General features: G+C 40.7%; 20 protein-coding genes and 2 pseudogenes. 15 read left to right on the top strand and 7 right to left on the bottom strand.

Annotated elements, in window-relative coordinates; genetic code table 11:
• Positions 1-68 precede the first annotated feature (68 nt).
• The 8 genes from pabC (at position 69) to VRUMOI_RS07960 (ending at position 7,370) form a co-directional block, all read left to right on the top strand.
• Complete coding sequence (gene pabC, locus VRUMOI_RS07995; RefSeq protein ID WP_089140231.1) at positions 69-887, top strand: aminodeoxychorismate lyase; 819 nt, start codon at positions 69-71, stop codon at positions 885-887.
• Positions 884-1,906: an endolytic transglycosylase MltG gene (mltG, locus tag VRUMOI_RS07990; RefSeq protein WP_089140232.1), complete on the top strand. Its 1,023-nt coding sequence runs from the start codon at positions 884-886 to the stop codon at positions 1,904-1,906. Before pabC ends, mltG begins: the two co-directional genes overlap by 4 nt.
• Positions 1,906-2,550 (top strand): dTMP kinase, encoded by a 645-nt coding sequence (tmk, locus tag VRUMOI_RS07985; RefSeq protein WP_089140233.1) that lies wholly within the window; start codon positions 1,906-1,908, stop codon positions 2,548-2,550. The genes mltG and tmk overlap by 1 nt, the downstream gene beginning before the upstream one ends.
• Positions 2,550-3,521 (top strand): DNA polymerase III subunit delta', encoded by a 972-nt coding sequence (holB, locus tag VRUMOI_RS07980; protein ID WP_089140234.1) that lies wholly within the window; start codon positions 2,550-2,552, stop codon positions 3,519-3,521. The genes tmk and holB overlap by 1 nt, the downstream gene beginning before the upstream one ends.
• Before the next feature lie 54 nt (positions 3,522-3,575).
• Positions 3,576-4,346 (top strand): TatD family hydrolase, encoded by a 771-nt coding sequence (locus VRUMOI_RS07975; RefSeq protein WP_089140235.1) that lies wholly within the window; start codon positions 3,576-3,578, stop codon positions 4,344-4,346.
• A 241-nt stretch (positions 4,347-4,587) separates the two neighbouring features.
• The gene (locus tag VRUMOI_RS07970) at positions 4,588-6,201 is read left to right on the top strand and encodes a PTS transporter subunit EIIC (protein ID WP_089140236.1); all 1,614 of its coding nucleotides are present in this window, start codon (positions 4,588-4,590) and stop codon (positions 6,199-6,201) included.
• Between the two features lie 4 nt (positions 6,202-6,205).
• Complete coding sequence (locus tag VRUMOI_RS07965; RefSeq protein ID WP_089140237.1) at positions 6,206-6,673, top strand: RDD family protein; 468 nt, start codon at positions 6,206-6,208, stop codon at positions 6,671-6,673.
• 178 nt (positions 6,674-6,851) lie between these two features.
• The gene (locus VRUMOI_RS07960) at positions 6,852-7,370 is read left to right on the top strand and encodes a hypothetical protein (RefSeq protein WP_089140238.1); all 519 of its coding nucleotides are present in this window, start codon (positions 6,852-6,854) and stop codon (positions 7,368-7,370) included.
• A gap of 101 nt (positions 7,371-7,471) precedes the next feature.
• On the opposite strand, the gene VRUMOI_RS07955 is transcribed toward VRUMOI_RS07960, so the two are convergent.
• Together VRUMOI_RS07955 and VRUMOI_RS07950 are read right to left on the bottom strand one after the other, a co-directional pair.
• Positions 7,472-7,567 carry a MetS family NSS transporter small subunit gene (locus tag VRUMOI_RS07955; RefSeq protein ID WP_089140239.1) on the bottom strand — a complete coding sequence of 32 codons (96 nt, stop codon included), beginning with the start codon at positions 7,565-7,567 and terminating at the stop codon, positions 7,472-7,474.
• A gap of 1 nt (position 7,568) precedes the next feature.
• The gene (locus VRUMOI_RS07950) at positions 7,569-9,041 is read right to left on the bottom strand and encodes a sodium-dependent transporter (RefSeq protein ID WP_089140240.1); all 1,473 of its coding nucleotides are present in this window, start codon (positions 9,039-9,041) and stop codon (positions 7,569-7,571) included.
• A gap of 809 nt (positions 9,042-9,850) precedes the next feature.
• Between VRUMOI_RS07950 and VRUMOI_RS07945 the strand changes: the two genes are divergently transcribed.
• Together VRUMOI_RS07945 and tagH are read left to right on the top strand one after the other, a co-directional pair.
• A complete protein-coding gene (locus VRUMOI_RS07945) occupies positions 9,851-11,038 on the top strand; it encodes a patatin-like phospholipase family protein (protein WP_089140241.1) in 1,188 nt (395 codons plus the stop codon).
• 168 nt (positions 11,039-11,206) lie between these two features.
• Complete coding sequence (gene tagH / locus VRUMOI_RS07940) at positions 11,207-12,241, top strand: type VI secretion system-associated FHA domain protein TagH (protein WP_089140242.1); 1,035 nt, start codon at positions 11,207-11,209, stop codon at positions 12,239-12,241.
• Positions 12,242-12,309: 68 nt separating this feature from the next.
• On the opposite strand, the gene pyk is transcribed toward tagH, so the two are convergent.
• Positions 12,310-13,755 carry a pyruvate kinase gene (gene pyk, locus VRUMOI_RS07935; RefSeq protein WP_089140243.1) on the bottom strand — a complete coding sequence of 482 codons (1,446 nt, stop codon included), beginning with the start codon at positions 13,753-13,755 and terminating at the stop codon, positions 12,310-12,312.
• Between the two features lie 258 nt (positions 13,756-14,013).
• Between pyk and mlc the strand changes: the two genes are divergently transcribed.
• Entirely contained in the window at positions 14,014-15,228 is a 1,215-nt protein-coding gene (mlc, locus tag VRUMOI_RS07930) for a sugar metabolism global transcriptional regulator Mlc (protein ID WP_089140244.1), read from the top strand.
• Positions 15,229-15,318: 90 nt separating this feature from the next.
• On the opposite strand, the gene VRUMOI_RS07925 is transcribed toward mlc, so the two are convergent.
• Complete coding sequence (locus tag VRUMOI_RS07925; protein ID WP_089140245.1) at positions 15,319-16,077, bottom strand: YciK family oxidoreductase; 759 nt, start codon at positions 16,075-16,077, stop codon at positions 15,319-15,321.
• Between the two features lie 192 nt (positions 16,078-16,269).
• Between VRUMOI_RS07925 and sohB the strand changes: the two genes are divergently transcribed.
• Positions 16,270-17,331: a protease SohB gene (gene sohB, locus VRUMOI_RS07920; protein WP_089140246.1), complete on the top strand. Its 1,062-nt coding sequence runs from the start codon at positions 16,270-16,272 to the stop codon at positions 17,329-17,331.
• Between the two features lie 293 nt (positions 17,332-17,624).
• Positions 17,625-17,894, top strand: a pseudogene (locus VRUMOI_RS07915) (formate/nitrite transporter family protein); the annotation flags it as partial.
• An 8-nt stretch (positions 17,895-17,902) separates the two neighbouring features.
• Here VRUMOI_RS07915 and VRUMOI_RS07910 read toward each other — a convergent pair.
• Positions 17,903-18,928, bottom strand: a complete 1,026-nt coding sequence (locus VRUMOI_RS07910) for an IS630 family transposase (protein WP_110410653.1) — start codon at positions 18,926-18,928, stop codon at positions 17,903-17,905.
• A 59-nt stretch (positions 18,929-18,987) separates the two neighbouring features.
• Here VRUMOI_RS07910 and VRUMOI_RS07905 point away from each other — a divergent pair.
• Positions 18,988-19,560 (top strand): annotated as a pseudogene (locus VRUMOI_RS07905) (formate/nitrite transporter family protein); the annotation flags it as partial.
• A 75-nt stretch (positions 19,561-19,635) separates the two neighbouring features.
• Here VRUMOI_RS07905 and VRUMOI_RS07900 read toward each other — a convergent pair.
• Positions 19,636-19,893 carry a YciN family protein gene (locus VRUMOI_RS07900; RefSeq protein WP_089139682.1) on the bottom strand — a complete coding sequence of 86 codons (258 nt, stop codon included), beginning with the start codon at positions 19,891-19,893 and terminating at the stop codon, positions 19,636-19,638.
• Between the two features lie 347 nt (positions 19,894-20,240).
• Here VRUMOI_RS07900 and topA point away from each other — a divergent pair, with 347 nt between their 5' ends.
• Positions 20,241-22,868: a type I DNA topoisomerase gene (topA, locus tag VRUMOI_RS07895; RefSeq protein ID WP_089139683.1), complete on the top strand. Its 2,628-nt coding sequence runs from the start codon at positions 20,241-20,243 to the stop codon at positions 22,866-22,868.
• A gap of 96 nt (positions 22,869-22,964) precedes the next feature.
• Here the strand turns inward: topA and miaE are convergent, their stop codons facing one another.
• Positions 22,965-23,738, bottom strand: a complete 774-nt coding sequence (miaE, locus tag VRUMOI_RS07890; RefSeq protein WP_089139684.1) for a tRNA isopentenyl-2-thiomethyl-A-37 hydroxylase MiaE — start codon at positions 23,736-23,738, stop codon at positions 22,965-22,967.
• Positions 23,739-23,856: the final 118 nt, after the last annotated feature.

The following is a 23,856-nucleotide window of genomic DNA, read 5'->3' as shown; positions in this document are numbered from 1 at the left end:
TTAATGTTATAGCATTAAGCCGTTTTTTTTTTGCTATGATGCACCCAATGAACGGCAATAGGATGATTATGTTTTTTGTAAATGGAATTCAGCAGCAAAACGTATCTATCAGCGACCGTTCATTTCAATATGGTGATGGTTGCTTTACCACCGTTTTAGTAAAATATGGTCAACCGCTATTGCTCAGTGAGCATAAAGAGCGTATCGAATTAACCTGCCAGCGGCTTTTTATTCCCCCTCTTGATTGGAATAAAGTGGAAGAGTGGGTTGAAGCGGCGATTGATGCCTCCGATCATAAACAACTCGCATTCAGTGGGCTTAAGATACATGTGAGTCGAGGAACTGGTGGGAGAGGGTATAGCCCAACAGGTGTGAGTAATACACAAGTTACAATCCAGACATTTGTTTATCCTGCACATTACCCAACATGGCAATCTGAAGGGATAAGAGTTGGCATCAGCACAACGAAGTTAGGATTGAACCCATTGCTTGCCGGTTTGAAACATAATAATCGTTTAGAACAAGTCCTAATAAAGAAAGAAATCGATGATAGTGAGTACGATGATAATATCGTGCTTAATATCCAAGACTATGCCATAGAGGCGAGCGCCGCTAACTTGTTTTGGGTCATCGGTTGTACACTTTATACACCAGAGTTATCTAATAGTGGTGTTGCAGGGATAAAGCGAAAACAAGTATTAGCGTATGCACAGCAGCACAAATTAATGGTCAATATAAATCATTTTACCTTAAATGATGTACTCAGGGCTGATGAAGTGTTTATTACCAATGCTTTACATGGTGTTGTTCCAATTATCCAAATTGATAACGAAAAATTTAATATCGGCGCAACAACTCGCGCTATTCAGGAGAAACTTAACCCGTGATAAAAAAATTAGCCATTGTGCTGCTTCTTGCGGTAGCCGCATTTATTGCAGTGATGTTTTACGCAAAATCAGAAGTGACTAACTATTTACAACAACCGTTAAAGTTAGATTCTAAGCAACTTATCACCATTAAACATGGAAAAACGCTGAAGAGTGCACTGTGGTTGATAGAAAAAAATGGTTGGATAAATAAGAGTTCGTTTTCTCGTTTATTGCCTCATTTACATCCTGAAGTTGTGCATATTCGTGCGGGTACTTATCAAGTCACACCAGGAGAAACACTACAGCAAGTACTGCTGACGATGGTAGCAGGGGATGAATATCAATTCACAATAACCTTTATTGAAGGTAGCCGTTTTATTGAATGGCGTGAACAGTTGAACCGTGCTAAAGGATTACAACATCAAACCGCTGGTATGACAGAAGCCCAGATCGCTAAAGCGCTTGGTGAAAGTCGTGAGAAATTAGAAGGTTTGTTGTTAGCTGAGACGTATCACTATACAGAAGGCATGTCTGATCTTGATATTTTAAAACGCGCGCATCAATCGTTATCCCATGAATTGGATAATGCGTGGCAAACACGACAAGAAAATCTACCATTAAAGACACCTTATGATGCGTTAATCTTGGCTTCAATCATTGAAAAAGAAACAGCTGTGGGATCAGAGCGCCAACGAATTGCTTCGGTGTTTGTGAATCGTTTGAATAAAGGGATGAGGTTACAAACGGATCCGACCGTTATTTACGGCCTTGGCGACAAATATGATGGTAATATTCGCAAGAAAGACCTCTCAACACCGACACCTTATAATACATACGTCATCAATGGGTTGCCGCCAACGCCTATTGCTATGCCAGGCGTTGATTCTATCCAAGCTGCTGTCAATCCAGAGCAGAGCGCATATTTATATTTTGTCGCGAGTGGCAATGGTGGGCATGTGTTCAGTAAATCGTTAGTAGAGCATAACCGTGCCGTCCGAGATTATCTAAGAAAATTACGAGCAAATAAGAGTAACTAATGAAAAATGCTAAATTTATTGTGGTCGAAGGGCTAGAAGGCGCGGGTAAAAGTACCGCGATCAGCACGATTATTGAGATTTTGAAACAACACTCAATCTCTGACGTGGTACAAACCCGCGAACCAGGCGGTACAGCATTAGCTGAAAAACTACGAGCATTAGTGAAAGAAGAGCATGAAGGCGAAGTCCTGCACGATATTACAGAATTACTTATGATTTATGCTGCTCGGGTACAATTGGTTGAAAATGTCATTAAGCCTGCACTTGACCGAGGGCAATGGGTACTTGGGGATCGTCATGATTTGTCTTCGCAAGCTTATCAAGGTGCTGGACGCCAAATACAACCGGAAATTATGACGAACTTAAAGCAAACTGCGCTTGGTGATTTTAAACCAGATCTCACTTTATATTTGGATATCGACCCTAAAATTGGCTTGGAAAGAGCGCGAGGAAGAGGGGAGTTGGATCGTATTGAAAAGATGGACCTTGGTTTTTTTGAACGTGCACGCGCGTGTTACCTTAAAGCCGCCGAACAAGATCCGAGCATCATGATCATTAATGCTAACCAAACAGTTGAACAAGTAGCGAATGATTTAAATCTTGTATTAAAAACGTGGTTTGAAAATGGACAAGCGGTAAGCTAATGACTTTGTATCCTTGGTTAGAACCATTGTGGAAGCAATGGCAATTGATGCTTTCTCAGCAATCTATACCTCATGCCATGTTGTGTAGTGCGAATGTAGGCACTGGAATTGAAGAGTTAGTCAATCGTCTTGCTGCCGCAGTAGTATGTAAAAACTCAGATGATGAAGCTTGTGGGTTTTGTCATAGCTGTGATTTAAGCAAAGGTGGCCATCACCCTGATATCCACTGGGTTATGCCTGAGAAGCCGGGTAAAGGTATCAATGTTGAGCAAGTTCGTGAAGCAAACCGTTATGCTATGGAGTCATCGCAATTAGGCGGTAAGCGGATTATCATTATTCAGCCAGCTGAAGCGATGAATGAATCGGCTTCTAATGCTTTGTTAAAAACACTCGAAACACCACCGGATCAATGTGTGTTTATTTTGTTGACTCAAGATAAACACAAGTTATTACCTACAATTATTAGCCGTTGCCAACATTGGCAGTTACCTAAGGTCAGTAGAGCAGTATTGCTTGATTGGTTAAACGGCCAAAACGCACGCCAAGTCACGGTAGATTGGTTCATCTTAAAAATGTATGGGCAGTCGCCACTTGATGCTTTGTCCTTTATCAAGCAAGAAAAGCAAAAAGAGTGGGAGCAGCTACTCACTATCCTTCTATCTGGAGTACAAAGCCGATCGTTTTCTTTGTTTGAAGTTCAGTCTTTTTTTAAAGTCGACCCTATTGAGAAAGTGACTTGGTTACTCTACTTGTTCAATGATTTACAAAAAGCCCATTTTGGTGTTTGTGAAGGGCCTTTTCCGCATTTATTTGAACAATTACTTGGCTGTACCTCGTATGAAAGTGCCTATTCTCATTACCAGCATCTGCAAAAAATGCTTCATTCACTACAATCATCGAGTGGTTTGAATGCTGAATTGCTAATTGTAGATTGGTATCTCACCTTAGTACAAACGCCGTCGAATAATTAAACTTTATTCAAAATCAATACCTTATTTGCGACTTATGAAATCAGGAACTAGACTATGTTAGTTGACTCACATTGCCATATCGATAAGTTAAATTATAACGACTTGCATTTAGATGTGGCGGATGTCGTAGCAAAAGCGAAACAAGTAGGTGTCGAGCAAATGTTAAGTGTCGGAGTGACATTAGAAGCATTTCCGGCAATGCTAGCCATGATCGAATCTTTTAATAACATCCATGCATCTTGTGGTGTACATCCTTTAGATTGCGAAAGTGATTTTGATCTCGCTACGTTTAAACATTATGCAGCACATTCAAAAGTTGTGGCCGTTGGTGAAACTGGGTTGGACTTTTTCTATCAGCCTGAAACCGCTAGACGCCAAATCGAACTATTTGAGCAACATGTGGAAGTGGCCAATGAATTAGATAAGCCACTTATTATTCATACAAGGAATGCTCGGGTTGAAACGCTTGATGTATTAAAGAATGGTCATGCTGAGCGTTGTGGGGGAGTGATTCACTGTTTCACTGAAGATTTGGCATTTGCTAAGGCGGCAATGGATCTTGGTTTTTATATTTCGCTGTCGGGAATCATTACGTTCAAACAAGCGACGGAGTTGCAATCAGTGGTGAAGCAATTGCCTTTAGATAGATTGCTCATTGAAACGGATTCTCCTTATCTAGCGCCTGTGCCGCATAGGGGAAAAGAAAATCAACCTGCTTATGTCTCAGAGGTGGCCACTTTTTTGGCTGACTTGCATCAATGTAATGTTAATACCATTGCTCAAGTCACAACGAATAACTTTAATCGATTGTTTTTGAAACGTTAATGGAATGCATTTTTAGTAACATTTGTAAAGATTGAAAAAAAGTTAAAATTTCACTTGTTTTTTTTAGGCAATGAAATATATGCAACAGAAATCTCTGGCAAGATCAAATTTCTTTCACTAAGTTGATGTTAAAGTCGTTATCAGATTGACAAGAAAATCGCTCGGGGCTAATGTGCGCCGACAATAATTATAAATTGTAAATTTTAGTAAAACAAAAATTCAAATCAAAGGAGTAGGGGTTATGAAGGCCTTTTTTAGTAAACTGTCGCAAGCATTAATGCTTCCGATAGCGCTGCTTCCAGCTGCTGGTATTATGCTTGGGATCGGGGGTAGTTTTACCAACCAGACAATGGTTGAAGCATACAACATTTCAATTTTGCAAGAAGGCACAATCTTAAATAACTTTTTACAGGTTATGACAGGTGCCGGTGATATCGTTTTCGGTAACTTACCACTTTTATTCGCTCTTGCTATCGCGATCGGTTTTGCTCGTGCGGAAAAAGGTGCAGCAGCACTTGCTGCGACAATTTCATTCCTAGTAATGAACGTTTCAATTGCAAAAACACTTGCAGTTGCTGGTATGGTTCATAATGGCAATGTGGTACTAATGGGTACTGAATACGCAGGTATCCTGGGTAACATGCTGGGTATTTCTAATACCATGAACATGGGTGTATTTGGCGGTTTGATTGCTGGTGGTATCACTGTTATTTTGCATAACAAATACCATGATGTTGAACTTCCTGATTTCTTAGGCTTCTTTGCTGGCGCTCGTTTTGTACCAATCGTTAGTGCATTCTCTGCATTATTCTACGGTATTGCTCTAGTGTTTGTATGGCCTTTCGTCGGTGCACTATTCGGTTCTCTAGGCGGTGCTCTTGGTGATCTTTCTGCCTCTGGTTACGGCTTCATTGCATCGTTTGTATTCGGTATCATCGAACGTTCATTGATCCCTGTTGGTCTTCACCACGTATTCTACTTACCATTATGGCAAAGTGAAATCGGTGGTACAGCACAAATCGCAGGTCAATTAGTTAAAGGTACTCAGAACATCTTCTTTGCATCTCTAGCAAATGGCGATTACTCTCAGTTCTCTTCAACTAACTTCATGACAGGTAAATTCCCATTCATGATGTTTGGTCTTCCTGCTGCTGCATTTGCTATGTATACACTAGCGGATGAAAAGAACAAAAAAGCCGCTGGCGGTCTATTGTTCTCAATCGCACTAACTGCATTCTTGACAGGTATTACTGAACCAATCGAGTTCACATTCCTATTCTTGTCTGCACCACTTTACTACTTCATCCACGTGCCACTAGCAGGTATCTCTTTCATGCTAATGGACTTGTTGAATGTTAAAGTTGGTATGACATTCAGTGGTGGTTTCATTGACTTCAGCTTGTTTGGTATGCTGCCTGGTCTAACCGGTACCACTAACCATTGGTACTACATTCCACTAGTGGGTGCCATTTATGCGCCAATCTACTTCATCTTGTTCCGTTGGTACATTGTGAAATTTGATGTTAAAACACCTGGCCGTAAAGGTAGTGCTGTTGCAACCGTATCAAAACAAGAATACCGTGATGCTAAATCAGGTAAAGGCGGCAATGACGCTCTAGTTGACGGAATGATCGAAGCGCTAGGCGGTAAAGACAACATTGTTGATGTTGATGCATGTATTACACGTCTACGTATCAGTGTTAAAGATGGTGATAAAGTAAAAGATAACGATTACTGGACTCAACAACTTGGCGCGAAAGGTTTAGTGAAAGTCGGTGGTACTGGTATTCAGGCTATCTACGGTGCTCAAGCGGCTGGTTATAAAGCTGCGATTAACTCTAAGCTTGGCCGTTAATTAAATGAGCTTTAAGCATAAATATAAGCGAGTAGGTGCTTTCGTTATCGATATGGCAATTGTACAAATGTTTGCCATGATAGCGAGAGACATCTACCTTGGGGTGCTAGCTTATGCATCGCAAGGAACCGGTGTTGCCTTCTCGTTTAATGATGCGGTCGCTTTACCAGTACTATTGATGATTATCGTTGGTGTCATGTTTATTACTATCGGCGTGTACATGGGATATCACTGGCTTTGTTACCGTTTGCTTAAAAATTCATTTTCTCGATATTTTTTACGTCTATCGGTTGAATCCACTTCAGATGAACCGATGACTGAATCACGTTACTTAAAGCGTGAGTTCCAAAAAATATACTTTAGTGTTGCCACGCTAGGCATCTATGTTCTCTATAACGGGGCACAGTTTCTAGCGCACAACCACAAGCCATGGCACGATAAGAAGTTTTTAACTCAAGTAGTTGATTACTAATTACTAACGTACTATAGGTCTGCTTTAAAGCCAGTTGGGTAATCCTCAACTGGCTTTTTTTTACAAAAATTTAGCAAATAAATAACAGTGTGTAGATCGAACTCGGTAATGCTTATGGTTAAATTATTTAGTTTGATTATTAATCATGATGATCTAATTTATGAGTCTTGGAGGGCCGATGAAATTAAGTATTACCAATAAGTGCAACTATTTCTTTATAGGGTGCATCACAGTCGGAATCAGCACTAGTGTACTGGCTGATGAAGGGGTGAGAACGAAGACATCCATTCCATCTTATATCAATAATTCTGATTATAAAGTTGGCTTTGGATTTGACCGAGGCTTTAGTGTGGTAGGGCAACTCTATAATAAACTCAATTTGTCTCTTGGTGATGATGGCATGGCAGCGGATTATATTTTCTTAACGGGTAAGTTTAATCAAAAGCTCCCTTTTACCTGGTATGCCTCAGTTGGTGGATTTTATGATTGGGATGATTCTTGTCATCATGGTTGTGGAAATCCTCACCATGATTCTGACCATTACTTTAATGATTATGGGGTTAGGGCACCATTTGGTTTAGATTGGAATTTTGCTAGCCAATGGGATACTTATGCGCAACTTGCACCAGTCATTAATATTCCAGATGATTTTGATGTTGAATTTCAAGCTGCACTAGGGATTCGTTACTCTTTTTAATGACACTTTAATACTCACCTAGTTTTTATGTTTATAAAAAAGCCCGCAACTTTTTATCGTTGCGGGCTTTATCGTTTGATCATGTCACTTGGTGTGTTGCGTTATTTATCTTGCATTGCACGGCGGATACACAATGCAGCGCCACCCCACGTAATACCAAGGCCAATAATCATCATAATAATTGCACCAGTCGTCATATTAAGCCTCTTTAGATTTTTTTAAGTTAACAGCAATTGAAATCACAAGCATTAGTGCTAATAGACCCCAACCCAAAGTTAATAGGTCAGACATATCGTAACCACCATACCCATCTGTAAGCGTCGCAATGACCTTGTTAGCCAGGATAATTGCGATCATGATTGGACTTAAGAAGCGGATGCATAAATCAAACCATACACCAATCGTCAGTTCTGATACTGCGTTTGCATGTTTACGAATGTCTGCGGCTTTCAGTAGCCAACCCACAAGAAGCAATTCGATGAAACAGCTAGCGAGTAGTGCAATGTTGTTGATGAAGTAATCGACTAGGTCAAGTAGTAACAAACCGCCATTGGTAGCAAAAGCCAATGAAACAAGAAGGCCGATACCACATACAATACTTGCCGCTTTACGACGAGACCATTTTAGTTTGTCGATAAAGGCAGAAGTTACGGCTTCCATAATAGAGATATGTGAACTAAAACCAGCCACAACTAATGCTAAGAAGAATAACGGACCCAGAATGTAAGGTGCCGGTAGTAAGTTAATGGCCGCAGGAATGGTCACAAAGGCTAAGCCTACACCAGCTGAAACAACTTCGGTCAGTGGTTTTCCTTGCTCTTGTGCCATGTAGCCTAATACTGAGAAGATCAGTACACCAGCGAGAATAGAGAAGCCACAGTTGATTAAAACCGTCATGACAGCGTTATTACTGATATCCGATTTTTCCGGTAAGTAGCTTGAGTAAGCCAGCATGATGGCAAAACCAACAGATAGCGTGAAGAACATTTGCCCATAAGCTGCAGACCAAACAGAAGGATCCGTTAGACGGCTAAAGTCAGGTTGGAACATGTAGTTCAAACCATCAACAGCACCCGGTAAGAAAATCATACGGCCAATGAGCGCGATAACCATGATAAAGAGAACAGGCATCATAATTTTACCGGCACGTTCAATCCCACCTTTTACGCCACCGAACAGCGCAGCATAAGTCACAAGCCAGCCGACAATCATCGGAATCGCAATGTGCCACTGAATGCTACCTAACTGGCTAGGGGAGTTATCACCACCTAGTTGTAGATATTCACCAAAGAAATAAGCATTTGGATCGTTACCCCAGCCTTGAGTAAATGCCAGACCAACATAAGAAATTGCCCAACCAATAATGGCGATATAGTACACACCGATTACTGCGGCAATCATAACTTGGAACCATCCAAGCCATTCAAATTTTGAGTTGATCTTTGCTAGTGTTCTTGGCGCTGAGCCACGGAATTTATGTCCCATGGTAAATTCCATGATCATAAACGGGATACCCGCGGTTAGCATGGCAAAAAGATATGGAATAAAGAAAGCACCGCCACCGTTTTCATACGCCATGTATGGAAAACGCCAAATATTACCTAATCCTATTGCCGATCCTACGGCCGCTAGAACAAACCCCGCTCGGGAGCCCCACTGTTCTCTTTTCATGTACAAATCCTCTGTAACTGCGTAAATGGATACTTAACAAGTTGAAACAATCGTAAAGTCTTGGTCTAAAATACTGTTTCACTGGCTAAGTTCCAGATTATTATTCTGATATTTTGAATGTGTGTTTGCAGTGGGTGATATTTTCACCTATGCATGGTTTGAGATTACATATTCAATAAAAAGAACGCAATAGATGCTGCAAAATGTAAATGCTAGGTTAAATATTGGATAAAACCTGATAAATTTATCAATATAATAGATTAAACTGCTATAGCGATATTGGTTGGTGTTATTCGCTACCTATTTGCGAGATGACATAAGATTTATATTTCTATGATTACGGTGTTAAGTGTCGTTTTAATGTGCAATTTTATGAACTGATACGATATTTTGTTCTAAATTGGCCGCTGGATGCAGTTTGTTTTTACGCGCGAGAGATATCTATCATTTGATAGTTATTGAGCCAAAATTTCGTCATTAACAATAAAATTTGTTCGTATCAAATTGGTCCGCTTTTGAGCTGAAAATACTTGGAAATAACCCATGAAACTTCATTGATTTATGACTGAAATGAGTATAAAAATATGGAAGCTTTAGTGAGACTTTCATAGGCCAATAACCTTGAGTCATGCTAGTATTGGCGGGTCTAAATTATTTGAGGTTTTATTATGAGTCGTGATCTGAAAATTTCTGCAGTTATTATTTGTTCGATTATTGTTTTCCTCGGCGTGTTTGCAGCTATCGTCGTAACACATTGATAAAAATGATTGAATAAGAAAACTACAACCATTGTCTTTAAGGAGTAGGGTGTGAAAAACAGTGGTGTCATTACCGATAAAGGAATGTCTTTTGACCTCACCACACTCAATAAGTATGCCAATGGACGGCATGCTCTAGTTGCACAAGGTGGCGGCCAAAAAGGAATATTCACCGCAGGTGTTTTGGATAGCTTTCTTGAGGAGTCCTTTGATCCTTTTGATGTGTTTTATGGCACTTCAGCGGGAGCACTTAATATCGCATCATATCTTTGTCGTCAACGAGGTTTAGGCAAAGCCTTTATTACGGAATTAACAACTCGTCCTGAGTTTTTTCGACTATTTAAACATATTCGTCGCAAACAACGATTAGATCTCGACTGGGCCTTTGATCAATTGTTGGCTCCACCTTATTTGCTCGATATTCACGCAGGCCGTTTTGCCTTAGGAGAGCGGGAAGCCTATGCCGCGGTAACCAATATGAGTGATCTTCATGATGAATATTTACCAATCACAACGAATAATTGGGCGGATACACTGAAAGCCACTTGTGCTATTCCTGCTTTGTATCGCCATGAAGTTGAAATTAATGGTAAATATTATGTCGATGGAGGTGTGTCGGCTGCGATTCCTGCCCAAGAAGCGTGGCGAAAAGGAGCGAGATTAATAACCGTTATTCGTACTGAACCAATAATTCTGACAGAAGAAATTGAGCAAGAGCAAAGTGACACACTACTGAATTCATTTTTAAATCGCGTAGGATTAGATCAACATATCGGATCTATTCAGGCTCGTTTAGCTGAAAAAACCGCCAACTGGCGTTTGGACTTTGATAACTTCTTAAAACAACGTATTGAGCGCTCCCAACTGATCGAAACAGAACAAGCTAAGCCATTGTTAAATGGTGGACGTTGGTTATTTGGCAGCAGTGATGTATATCGCTTATGTCATTTATTAGGCGATCAGTTTGATGCCGGCATCATGGATATGCTGTTGGTACATCATCAAACGTTTACACTTACCCATAACTTTATGCTTAAGCCGCCAGATGATTGTTTTATCTTACAAATAGCACCAGAACAGCCTTTAAGGTCTTCTCCTTTACTGAGTAAGCCTGAAGATTTAGAGTTTGATTATCAGCAAGGCTTAGAGGCTGGTAGACGTTATATTCAGCAATTTATGTCTTTGACGCCCCCGAAGGCAAGCATCCACCAAAATGCTTATATCAGCAAAAACGATTAAGTGATCTGATTCTATTTGCGATCGAAATGAAAGTTAAGTCGATCGCAAATCTTACTCTCTGTTATTCCTGCCTTATTATTTTCCGCCACAATCCCTTCTATTGAATTTGCAGAGTATTGGTACCGATTGAGTACTGAAATACTCTTTAATGCGTATTATGGAGTGGTCATGGAAGAGAAACTTTTTCTTACTTTTGTTGTGATGAATACTCGACTTTTAAAAACAGGTGGTGCGGCATCGCATCAATTCAAACAAGAAGGTGGCTATATCGGTAATGATGATACTTGCCATTGGGTATTGCCTGATCCTAATAATGCTTTAATCACGCCTTATTGCCAGATTTCTTTTGAAAATGGAGAATATCAACTTATTGATATCCAAGGTGGTATTGGTATTAATGATGAAGCACCTCAATTTGAGCAACAACGGCAGGTTAAGGTTAAAGATGGCGATGTCTTCCGTATCGGCTCGTATCAAATTCGGGCCCATCTGAAAATTGTCGAAGTTGAAAGAGAAGCACATTATCGGATGGCCGAAATGGCGGGATCCAGTGTAAAAGAACCGACTCCCTCATATATTCCTCAACTCGATATTGATTTGCCAGCACCCGCTGTGCGAGAGGTTCAAGCATCGAACACCGAGGTTACCTCATCTATTAAACACGATGAACAAGACAAGGAACCAAGGATGTTATCGTCAACTCATGCTACTACCGATGATATAAATGCCCCCTTAGAGGCGACTATTGCAGGCTTATTAGCGATTCATAATCGACAAGATGGATTTTTTCATTTATTGAATCGTAGTTTTCAACCGATTCAAGATAACCCATTGCAAATGGGGCTTTCTCCGGAGGAAACGAAAAACCTGATGTTTGGAGAAGAGCGCAATCTGTTTCATTTAGAGCCAGTACAAGCGATTGAAACTAGTTTTAAATCGATTGAGTCACATAGTGAGCGCATGCATCAAGCAACAGCGTTAGCATTGAAGTATTTACTCAATGAATTTTCACCAGAAACCTTGTCACATCGATTCCAAGCGTATCGTAAAAATGCACCGGATAATGTGGATCAAGATGCTTGGGCTTGGAAAATGTATCAGTCGTATTTCTCGGAATTAACATCGGGGAGACAAAAAGGGTTTGAAAAGCAGTTTTGGGAAGTGTTAGAGCAGTCTTACGAAGGCTTACAGCGCCAATCATGAAAATCGGGTAAGTTGAATCAAGCAGATGCCTCTAAGATTGGAGGCGTCTGCTTTTTTATTTATTGTGATTATTCAACTTCAATGATGCGCATGCAGTTAGTCGAACCGACTAAATCCATAACATCACCTTGAGTGATAATGACCTTATCGCCTTTATTGATAAGATGTTTCTCTTTTAAGGTTGTAATTGCCGCTAGCGCGCAAGGTAGGCCAGAGCCTGCATCATGTTCAAAATAAACGGGTGTCACACCACGGTATAGGGCTGCACGATTAAGCGTACTTTCATTGCGAGAAAGTGCAAAAATAGGTAACCCTGAGCTTAAGCGAGACATCATCAATGGGGTACGACCAGATTCAGTCATTGAGATCATCGCTGTAATACCGTCCATATGGTTTGCTGAATACATCGTCGCCATAGCAATCGTTTCTTCTGCAGATTGAAACTTACGATCCAAACGGTAGTTGGAAACGTTGATGGAAGGCATTTTTTCCGCACCTATACAAACTTCGGCCATTGATTTTACGGTTTCAACCGGGAAGCTGCCAGCTGCTGTTTCAGCTGAAAGCATAACCGCGTCGGTACCATCTAAAACCGCATTGGCGACATCCATGACTTCCGCACGGGTTGGCATTGGGCTAGTGATCATCGATTCCATCATCTGAGTGGCGGTAATCACATTACGATCTAGGCTACGAGCTCGACGAATCAATTGTTTTTGCACACCAACCAGTTCAGCATCGCCAATTTCAACACCTAAGTCACCACGGGCAACCATAACCACATCAGACGCTAAGATAATGTCATCCATGCTTGCTTCGCTGATCACGGTTTCCGCGCGTTCTACTTTGGCGACCAACTTCGCTTCAAGTCCTGCATCGCGCGCTAATCGGCGAGCGTAATGCATATCTTCACCATTACGAGGGAAAGAAATGGCGAGATAATCCACTTTGATTTTCGCAGCAGTAATAATGTCTTGCTTGTCTTTTTCGGTTAAGGCGTCAGCGGATAAACCACCGCCTTTTTTGTTAATGCCTTTATTGTTTGAAAGTGGGCCTGCGACAGTGACTTCAGTATGAACTTTATTACCGTCTACATTCGTGACTTTTAACTGCACGCGTCCATCATCCAATAAAAGAATGTCCCCAGGGGCGACATCTTTTGGTAATTCTTTATAATCTAAACCGACAGCATATTGGTCACCTTTACCTTTTTCAAGGTCGCTATCAAGGGTGAATTTATCGCCTATATTGAGTTGGATTTTGCCATCTTTGAATGTTGAAACTCGAATTTTAGGACCTTGTAGGTCACCTAAAATGGCGACATGGATACCTAATTTGGCTGCGATAGTACGAACTTTTTCTGCACGGATAATATGATCTTCTGCCGAACCATGTGAGAAGTTCATCCGAACTACATTAGCACCAGCTTTGATAATATCTTCTAGGACATTATCTTTATCTGTAGCAGGGCCAAGAGTAGTGACGATTTTTGTGCGTCTTAAGCGTTGAGACATGCATAACTCCATCTATGATTAAAAAACTATTGTTACGTTACCATTAATTGAAACGATATTTCATGGCTTTATTTCGAAAATACTGTTTGAAAATGTATATGGGCATATTCATTTTATGCCTGTTTGTCAGTTGAAAGTGTCAGAATAGCGCGTAATTAGAAATTAAGCGTGATACCTGTCACGCAACCGTGGCATTGCGCTTCACAATTAGTTCGCAGTGTAAAAAAATTGCGACTGGTTTTTCATTAGGAGCACTTTATGTACATGGCTCAGCCTGGTCATATTGATCAAATCAAGCAAGTCAATACAGGTCGTGTATATAAACTTATCGATCAATTTGGCCCTATTTCTCGAATTGATTTATCTAAGTTAAGTGGTTTAGCGCCCGCGAGCATAACGAAAATTTCGCGTGAATTAATGGAAGGGCATTTAATTCATGAAACGGTGGTACAAGAATCACTGAGTCGAGGTCGTCCGGCGGTGGGTTTACAAACCGACAATACGGGTTGGCAGTTTTTATCAATACGCCTTGGAAAAGGGTACTTAATTATCGCTTTGCACGAGTTAGGCGGTGATGTCGTTGCCGATTATAAAGTTGATATTGAAGCATCCGATCAAGATAAACTGCAGCAACGTATCCTTGATGAAATTGAGTCTTTTTTTGTACAGCACTCACATTTAGTCGAAAGGATAACCAGCATTGCGGTCACATTACCTGCTTTGGTGAATTTTTCAGAAGGTGTAGTCCTTCAGATGCCGCATTTTAATATTCAAAACTTAGCGCTCGGTCCTGCAATTTATGCGCAAACCGGTGTGCCAGTTTTTATTGCTAATGATACGTGTGCTTGGGCGCTCGCTGAAATGTTGTTTGGACAATCTCAGGAAGTGGACAACTCAATCTTAATTAGCAATCATCAAGGGGTTGCTGCTGGCGTTATCTTAAATGGACGACTGGCTTATAGTCGTAATGGAAATATAGGCGAATTGGGACATATACAAGTGGATCCTGATGGCGCTCTATGTGAATGCGGTAAAATAGGCTGTTTGGATACTATTGCGTCTTCTGACGCGGTATGTAAAGCGGTCTTTGAAAAAGTAGAGCAGGGCGTCGCTACCTCATTAAATACTAACAATATTACGATGGAGACGATCTGTTCTGCAGCATTAAGGGGTGATGCACTTGCAAAGCAGGCGATCGAAAAATTAGGCAGAGATTTAGGCAAAGGCATTGCAATTATGATTAATATCTTTAGCCCTGAAAAAATTTTACTCGGCGGCGCTTTGACCAAAGCTAAATCGGTTTTATTTCCTGCAATAGAACAAGCATTACAGCAATATAGCCTGCCTATTTTTCATAAAGATGTCCCTATAGTGGAATGTAAGTTCTTTACTCAAACGACTATGCCTGGTGCTGCATTAATTAAACAAGCATTGTACGATGGTTCGTTATTGCTAAAGGTTGTTGAAGGCTAAGAGACAGAGCGCAAAGCTTAAATTCGGGATAAAAATAAAGTCAGCGATAGTGCTGACTTTATTGTTTTTTAAAACATCATAGTGAGAGGACTATTTGAATAGCTTGTTACGCTCTGGTTGTGCGTCAATACACTGTCCATGAATCTCCTGGCTTTCAGGTGCCATGAGGTAAACATATAAGGGAATGATATCTTCTGGTGTTTTCAGTAATTCGGTATCTTCTGCCGGGTAAGCTGAGGCGCGCATTTTCGTGCGTGTTGCACCAGGATTAATTGCGTTGACACGCACAGGCGTATCACTGAGTTCATCGGCTAAAATCTGCATCATGCCTTCAGTGGCAAATTTTGAAATGGAATAACTGGCCCAGTAGGCTTTACCTATATGCCCAACGGTCGAAGATGTGAAGACAATTCGGCCATTTTCTGATTTTTTGATCAATGGTAATAAAGCTTGAGTCATTAATAACTGAGCTTTAACGTTGACTTGCATAACCTCATCAAACGCAGTTTCTTCTATTTGTTCAAATGGTGTAATTGAACCTAACAGGCCAGCATTATGTAAGATGCCATCAAGTTTACCGAATTGATCTGAAATCGTATCCGCCATATCAAGATAGTTTTGCTTGGTAGCTCCTTTCATATCCAGCGGGATGATTGCGGCTTGAGGGTAACCTTTAGATTCAATTTCATCGTAAGTGGTTTCAAGCTTAGACACGGTACGCCCTAGCAAAATAACGGTTGCGCCATGCTGTGCGTAGTGTAGCGCTGCTTGTTTACCAATACCGTCACCAGCACCAGTGACTAAAATAGTTTTGCCAGCGAGAGCAGAAGGGGAGACTGAATAATTCACCGTATTAAATCCTTATCTAACTTTATGTCATTTATGCCGATCTTATTTGAAGATATCACTGTATAACGACACCTATACCTTGAAGTCACTTGCGTATATGCAATAATGTAGCGCTATTTCAAATAACAAGTGGTTAGCATCAATATAAACTCGCTTACCATACACTAAACCGCAAGTTTTGAGGGAATGATATTGGAATTTTTGTTGGATTATGGGCTGTTTCTAGCCAAAGTCGTGACGTTCGTCGTTGCGGTAATTGCGCTGTTTGTTGGTATCAAAGTATTAGGTGGTAAGAGTGGCCATGCTAAAGGTGAGTTACAGATCACCGATTTATCAGAAAAGCATACAGACACGGTTGCGCAGCTAGAAGAACACCTGCATGACGAGGCGTATTTAAAAGCACGCCAAAAAGCACAAGACAAAGAACAAAAAGAAAAAAATAAAAAAGAAGCGAAAGAAGCTAAGAAAGCGGCAAAATCAGGTGAATTGATTGATAGCCGTAAACCTCATTTATTTGTTTTAGATTTTAATGGCAGTATTGATGCCAAAGAAGTGTCTTCTTTACGTGAAGAAGTTACGGCGATTCTTTCTGTGGCTAAGGAAGGGGATGAAGTGCTACTTCGCCTAGAGTCTGGTGGTGGAATGGTTCATGGTTATGGTCTTGCTTCTTCTCAACTTGATCGTCTGAAAAATGCCAATATACCACTGACGATTGCCGTAGATAAAGTGGCGGCAAGTGGGGGGTATATGATGGCTTGTGTCGCAGATAAAATTGTTTCAGCCCCATTTGCGATTGTTGGCTCGATCGGAGTGATTGCACAAATTCCTAATTTTCATAAATTGCTGAAGAAGAATGATATTGAGTTTGAGCAAATGACCGCTGGAGAATACAAGCGTACTCTGACGATGTTTGGTGAAAACACCGATAAAGCACGCGATAAGTTCAAGCATGAATTAGAAGAAACGCATGTGCTATTTAAAGATTTCATCCGCGAGCACCGAGCAGAACTTGATTTAGAGAAAGTGGCAACCGGTGAGCATTGGTTTGGCACACAAGCATTAGAACTAGGGCTGGTGGATGAAATTAAAACCTCTGATGATTTGATTGTCGCGGCAACTAAAGAAAAATCAGTATTAGCTTTGCACTATGTTCGTAAGAAAAAGTTATCGGATAAAATTTCTGGTAGCGCAGCGAAAACGGTCGATAGTGTGCTGCTTAAATTAATATCACGAGGTCAGCGCCCAATCTTATAATCACTACCCATTATTAGGTAGCGATATAAGAACTGATTTATATCAATCTTTATTGAATTAAGCTCACGTCATGTGGGCTTTTTTTTGTGGTGAATAAATCCATGTTTTTTGCGTTTTATGCTAATTTTAAGCGATGATATGCGCTTTTTTGTGATTTTTTACTAATAGTCACGAATCGGAAAACAGCTTTTTACCGACGTTGAACTATGATTAGAAAGCTTGAATTTGATCACATTAAAAAGCAATATTCAGCCATCATCCTTATTTTGTATCTAATTGTTACGAGAGAGAAAATGGACAATAATCAATTTGAATCATTAATGCCACCTGAAATGGCCGAAAAAGCCGCTGCAGCTGGTGCCTATAAAGTTAATAAATCTTTTTTCAAAACCTTTATGCTTGCAGTGACTGCTGGTATGCAAATTGGTATTGCGTTTATCTTCTATACGACGGTAACCAGCGGTACTGCTGACGTTGCACCTGGCTTCTCACATTTTGTTGGCGGTCTAGCATTTAGCCTTGGTTTAATTCTTGTCGTTGTAACAGGAAGTGAATTATTTACTATACCCAATTAACTTGAAGTTGCAGATTTCAAAACCTGAAAATTGTCGTTAATTCGAGTTGTCAGTGAGCCTGCAACTTTGGGCAAAGTCACATCAAAAAATAGATTTATTGCATCCTTAAAGGATGCTTTTGTCGGGAAGTAAACATTATTTCTGGCATGCTCATGCATGACCTTCCACAGTCGTTCTATTGGATTCAAATTTGGACTGTAAGGGGGCAAATAATGCAGTTCGATATTGAGCATCCGGGCAAAATCTTTTACCAGCTGACTTCGGTGATAACCGGCACCATCGAGAATTACATGAATCTTTTGCTCTAATGGATAATGATCTTTTTTCAGTTTCCAAAAGAAACGGGCAATACTTTCACTATCAATCGTTTCATAACTTTCGGTCACTGTCGTAGATATATCCGTTAGATTCAGTGCACCGACAAAGTTTAATCGTGTACGGCTACCGGTCGTTTCAATTACTTTATCTTCACCTTTGCGGATCCAACCGTAAGTGATTTTAGTCGCTTGGCTTGGATGCACTGCATCCATAAATAAAATCGGTTCATTGAGTTGCTTCAGCTCTTGATAATGCTGAATAAAAGCTTCTTGAGCTTCAGGATTAAGTTTGTGTGGAACACCTTTAGGTTGCTTATAGGAAAAGCCATTATGGTGTAACCATTTATTCATTCCAGCGACAGTGTAAGTCACTTGGAATTGATTCTGGACGTACTCAACAATCTGGTGAGTATGAAAATAGGTATTTTCAGCAAGATGCTCAATTAATGCCATCGTTTCATCGGCATTGAGTTTACTTTGTGAGCCACCATTTTCGGGTTTTAATTTTTCAGACTGTAAATAGTCATTGATATGACGAGTCACCGTCGTTTGATGAATTCGCAATGCTTGCGAAATCATAGAAACAGACCAACCTTCAGAAGCAAGCAGGACAGCTTTGATACGATCACATACTCGACGGTCACGAGATGAATCGTGCATCCGTTCAAGTTGTTTTTTCTTTTGGTTGGAAAGTTCTATTTTCATGTTTGGTAGCATGATCCTGTTCAAGGATAAAATCAAGCATCTTCAATGATCACGGGTATAGTTCAACCTTAGTGGTGGTTGCAAAAGCGAGCGGCTTAGTGACTTGGGGGCAATTGGTTAAAAACTGGCTTCAAGTATACTTTGGTAACTTCGTGGGCTGTATTTTGCTGGTTGGTATCATGTTAGTGGCTCAACAATACATGAGTGATCATGGCGGTATTGGGCTGAATGCGATGCATATTGCTCAGCATAAAATGCACCATTCATTTGCCTCTGCAGTTGCGCTAGGCACGATGGCGAACTTGCTAGTATGTATTGCGGTTTGGATGTCTTATGCTGGCCGTACTCTAACCGATAAAATGTTGATTTTGATTTTACCTGTTGCCATGTTCGTATCATCTGGCTTTGAGCATAGCATCGCAAACATGTTCCAAATTCCATTTGCGATTGGTATTAAAAACTTTGCACCAGCTGAGTTTTGGGAAATGACTCATACGACAGCAAGCCAGTTCGCTGATTTAAACATGGCTGATTTTGTCATCAATAACCTTATTCCAGTAACCATCGGTAACATCATTGGTGGTAGCGTATTTGTAGGTTTATGGTTCTGGTCTATTTATCTACGTAAATAATCGATAATGAAATGACACAAAAATGCCCTAGCGATGACTAGGGCATTTTTTTATCTAAAGTGTTTAATATATCAATTAGTGAAGCATATTTTCTAAGGTGAACTCTTTAGATAAATGATGTGCTAGGTATTTAAACATATTAAATACGGCGGTGGTTTTTTCGGTGGGCAATCCTTGTTCATCTAAGAAATATTCACCCTTGAAAATTAATACATCGTCTTTTTCTGTCACTGATGTGGCACGCATTCCTTCCATATAATTGGCATGCTCTTGAATGACTTGGTTTGCGATCAGAAGGAGCTCAAATTCGGAGATGGCTTTTTTACTACTCATAGTGGCCTACTTAGAATGTCATTATTGAAAAATGTAAGGTTTGGTTGAATATCGTTAAATAAGGCGTTATTGTCCGCCACGTTAAGCACCAAAGTTTATACCTAACTGCATGCTTGGTATAGGTAATCACCGTTAAAAACTTCAATATTCTTTTTCTCAAAATATCGATAAAGAGTTTGTGATATCGCTGCACATAAGTTGGCGATATGTCAGCCACTCAGTATGAAAAGTGAAAAAACAAGTTGATCTTATTTAAAACTCACTCGATAGTAAAAAAAGAAGCAATTAATTAAAAGCAGCGTGCGTAGTCAATAAACGCGACCTGATGAGGATGTTTAGAATCAGTTATGGGCAAATCTCTTGTTATTGTAGAGTCACCAGCTAAAGCGAAGACCATCAATAAATATCTTGGAAAAGATTTTGTTGTGAAGTCGAGTGTTGGGCATGTGCGTGACTTACCTACTGCTGGTCAAAGCAGTGGGAAAAAAGCGGCCGCGATTTCAACTAAGGGCATGAGCCCAGAAGAAAAGGCTCGTATTAAAAAAGAAAAAGATAAAGCCGCCCTAATTAAAAAGATGGGTATTAACCCTTATCAAAATTGGGAAGCGAATTATCAAATCTTACCGGGTAAAGAAAAGGTTGTCGCTGAATTACAAAAATTAGCCAAAGATGCCGATTGCATTTATCTCGCAACCGATTTAGACCGCGAAGGGGAAGCTATTGCGTGGCACCTTCGTGAGATCATCGGTGGCGATGATGCACGTTATAAGCGAGTGGTTTTTAATGAAATCACCAAAAATGCAATTCAGCAGGCATTTGAAACTCCAGGCGAATTGAACATCGATGGCGTTAATGCCCAACAAACACGACGTTTTTTAGACCGTGTAGTGGGCTTTATGGCTTCGCCATTACTCTGGAAAAAAGTGGCACGTGGTTTATCCGCTGGTCGAGTGCAATCGGTAGCGGTGAAATTACTGGTTGAGCGTGAGCGTGAAATCAATGCTTTTATCCCTGAAGAGTTTTGGGATATTCACGCTGACACGACGACATTAGATAATACCGATTTCCGCCTATTGGTTTCTCAAAAAGGCGGTTCAGCGTTTAAGCCAGTCAATGAAGCTGAAACGAAATTAGCGTTATCAGTACTTGAAAAAGCGACTTACGAGGTTTGTAAACGTGAAGATCGCCCAACCTCAAGTAAACCTTCGGCACCATTTATCACCTCAACATTACAACAAGCGGCAAGTACTCGCTTAGGTTATGGGGTGAAAAAGACCATGATGCTCGCTCAGAGGCTTTATGAGGCGGGTTACATCACTTATATGCGTACTGACTCTACTAACCTAAGTAAAGAGGCTGTAGAGGCTTGTCGTGAGTTTATTGGATCTGAGTTTGGTGATGCTTATTTACCAGCAAGTCCTTTAGCTTACGGTAGCAAGCAAGGTGCTCAAGAAGCGCACGAAGCGATCCGTCCATCTAGTGTTGAGGTAAAAGCCGAAGATTTGAATGGTATGGAAGCGGATGCGCATAAATTGTATGCGCTGATCTGGAACCAATTTGTCGCCTGTCAAATGACACCAGCAAAATACGACTCAACGACAGTGAGCGTAAAAGCGGACGAATTTACGTTAAAAGCGAAAGGTCGAATCTTGAAGTTTGACGGTTGGACTCGCGTACAGCGTCCAATGGGAAAAAATGAAGATCAAATCTTACCGGAAGTGAAAGTGGGCGATACCTTGTCCCTTAAACAGCTTGATCCTAAGCAACACTTTACTAAGCCGCCGGCTCGTTACACAGAAGCTGCATTGGTTAAAGAATTAGAAAAACGTGGTATTGGCCGTCCATCGACTTATGCATCTATCATTTCAACCATTCAAGATCGTGGTTATGTGAAAGTTGATCAGCGTCGTTTCTATGCAGAAAAAATGGGTGAGATTGTTACGGATCGCTTAGATGCGAGCTTTAACGATTTGATGGATTATGACTTCACCGCTCGTATGGAAGAAAAACTCGATAAAATTGCTGAAGGCCAATTAACTTGGACTCAAGTACTTGACGAGTTTTTCAATGCTTTTACCGCCGATTTAGAACAAGCTGAATTGGACGAATCTGAAGGCGGCATGATGCCGAATAAGATCGTTGAAACTGATATTGAGTGTCCAACCTGTTCTCGTCCAATGGGTATTCGTACCGCTTCAACCGGGGTATTCCTTGGTTGTTCTGGTTACGCATTACCACCTAAAGAACGTTGTAAAACTACAATCAACTTAGGGGATGAAGAAGGGGTGATCAACGTTTTAGAAGAAGACGTTGAAACCGCCGCTCTTCGCGCTAAGAAGCGTTGTCCAATTTGTGAAACGGCAATGGATGCTTACCTGATTGATGACAAGCGCAAAATGCATGTTTGTGGTAATAACCCGAACTGTGATGGTTATGTTGTTGAATTTGGTGAGTTCAAGCCTAAAGGTTACGATGGCCCATTAGTTGAGTGTGACAAATGTGGTTCAGACATGGTTCTGAAAAATGGCCGCTTTGGTAAATACATGGGATGTACTAACGAAGAATGTAAAAATACTCGTAAGATCTTACGTAATGGCGAAGTTGCGCCACCAAAAGAAGATCCTGTGCATTTCCCAGAACTGCCTTGTTCTAACTCTGATGCATATTTCGTATTACGTGATGGCGCATCTGGCTTGTTTATGGCCGCGAGTAATTTCCCGAAATCTCGTGAAACTCGTGCCCCGTTAGTGGCTGAAATGGCGGAATATAAAGACCGTATTCCAGAAAAATTCCAGTATCTAGCTAGCGCGCCTGTTGCCGACCCTGATGGTATTCCAACGTTGGTTCGCTTTAGCCGTAAATCAAAAGAGCATTATGTACGTTCAGAAGTAGATGGAAAACCATCAGGCTGGACTGCTCTGTATGTTGACGGTAAGTGGGAAGTAACTGATAAGCGTAAGAAACCAAAGAAGTAGGGTTTACTTTGTTGAAATAAAACAGCCCAATGTGTTTGCATTGGGCTGTTTTTGTATCAATTGACTCGTGACTCGTGACTCGTGACTCGTGACTCGTTAGGCGAGGGCTGCTATTTCGACAGGAGCACCACTGTGAAAGCGAAACTCTGCTTCTTCTCTTTCGATAAGTTGCTTTTCACGTTCACCGATTAAACGCACTCGTTCGCTAATATCTTCTCCAGCAATCGCTTCTGCAAGGGCAAGATAATCTTGATAATGACGGGCTTCTGAGCGTAATAATGAGACGTAAAACTTATTTAATTCTTCATCTAGGTAAGGGGCTAACTTGGCAAAGCGTTCGCAAGATCTTGCCTCAATGTAAGCTCCGATAATCAACTTATCAATCAGAGCAGCAGGCTCATAAGTGCGAACCATCTTCATTAAACCTTTGGCGTAAGTGCCGGCGGTTAGATTTTGATAAGGGATGTCGCGACTTTGCATAATGTCTAATACTTGCTCAAAGTGATGAAATTCTTCTTTAATCAAACGCACCATTTTATCGACCAAGTCTTGGCCATGCTCAAAGCCATCACGAACGGTTAGGCTGCTAGATTGCATAATGCTCTTTTCTGGAAATGCGACATCACGAATGCACTTGTAGACATAATCTTCATAAGGCTTAGCCCATTGCATTAGCGTTTGGCCACTTGTTTCGTCAACGGCGTATTTTCGTACCATAAACATTGCCGTTTGGGCTGCTTTTAATTCGCAATTGCAATGATCAATAAGCAAGGCATTGAGATGTTCTGGTCGCTTGGCTTTGTTTATCCAGGAATCCGGTGTTGGGCAGTGCAGGAATTGGTTTATCGGTTTTAGTAATTCTTGATACATGAGGGATTAACGTTTCAAATAAAAATTACTGGCAATTTTATCACACAACACTTTATTTTCGTTATCGAATCTCAATGAAGAACTATGAAAATGGGTCGATAAGCGTTATAACTAATAC

The organism is Vibrio rumoiensis, from assembly GCF_002218045.2.
Classification (GTDB): Bacteria; Pseudomonadota; Gammaproteobacteria; order Enterobacterales; family Vibrionaceae; genus Vibrio; species Vibrio rumoiensis.
The sequence above is the reverse complement of the archived record's forward strand: the minus strand, read 5'-3'. Positions and strand labels throughout refer to the sequence as shown.

Coding starts and splice junctions, on each gene's coding strand:
- pabC (WP_089140231.1), top strand. CDS start 69: ATGTTTTTTGTAAATGGAATTCAGCAGCAAAACGTATCTATCAGCGAC.
- tmk (WP_089140233.1), top strand. CDS start 1,906: ATGAAAAATGCTAAATTTATTGTGGTCGAAGGGCTAGAAGGCGCGGGT.
- holB (WP_089140234.1), top strand. CDS start 2,550: ATGACTTTGTATCCTTGGTTAGAACCATTGTGGAAGCAATGGCAATTG.
- VRUMOI_RS07975 (WP_089140235.1), top strand. CDS start 3,576: ATGTTAGTTGACTCACATTGCCATATCGATAAGTTAAATTATAACGAC.
- VRUMOI_RS07970 (WP_089140236.1), top strand. CDS start 4,588: ATGAAGGCCTTTTTTAGTAAACTGTCGCAAGCATTAATGCTTCCGATA.
- VRUMOI_RS07965 (WP_089140237.1), top strand. CDS start 6,206: ATGAGCTTTAAGCATAAATATAAGCGAGTAGGTGCTTTCGTTATCGAT.
- VRUMOI_RS07960 (WP_089140238.1), top strand. CDS start 6,852: ATGAAATTAAGTATTACCAATAAGTGCAACTATTTCTTTATAGGGTGC.
- VRUMOI_RS07955 (WP_089140239.1), bottom strand. CDS start 7,567: ATGACGACTGGTGCAATTATTATGATGATTATTGGCCTTGGTATTACG.
- VRUMOI_RS07950 (WP_089140240.1), bottom strand. CDS start 9,041: ATGAAAAGAGAACAGTGGGGCTCCCGAGCGGGGTTTGTTCTAGCGGCC.
- tagH (WP_089140242.1), top strand. CDS start 11,207: ATGGAAGAGAAACTTTTTCTTACTTTTGTTGTGATGAATACTCGACTT.
- pyk (WP_089140243.1), bottom strand. CDS start 13,755: ATGTCTCAACGCTTAAGACGCACAAAAATCGTCACTACTCTTGGCCCT.
- mlc (WP_089140244.1), top strand. CDS start 14,014: ATGTACATGGCTCAGCCTGGTCATATTGATCAAATCAAGCAAGTCAAT.
- VRUMOI_RS07910 (WP_110410653.1), bottom strand. CDS start 18,928: ATGAAAATAGAACTTTCCAACCAAAAGAAAAAACAACTTGAACGGATG.
- VRUMOI_RS07900 (WP_089139682.1), bottom strand. CDS start 19,893: ATGAGTAGTAAAAAAGCCATCTCCGAATTTGAGCTCCTTCTGATCGCA.
- topA (WP_089139683.1), top strand. CDS start 20,241: ATGGGCAAATCTCTTGTTATTGTAGAGTCACCAGCTAAAGCGAAGACC.
- miaE (WP_089139684.1), bottom strand. CDS start 23,738: ATGTATCAAGAATTACTAAAACCGATAAACCAATTCCTGCACTGCCCA.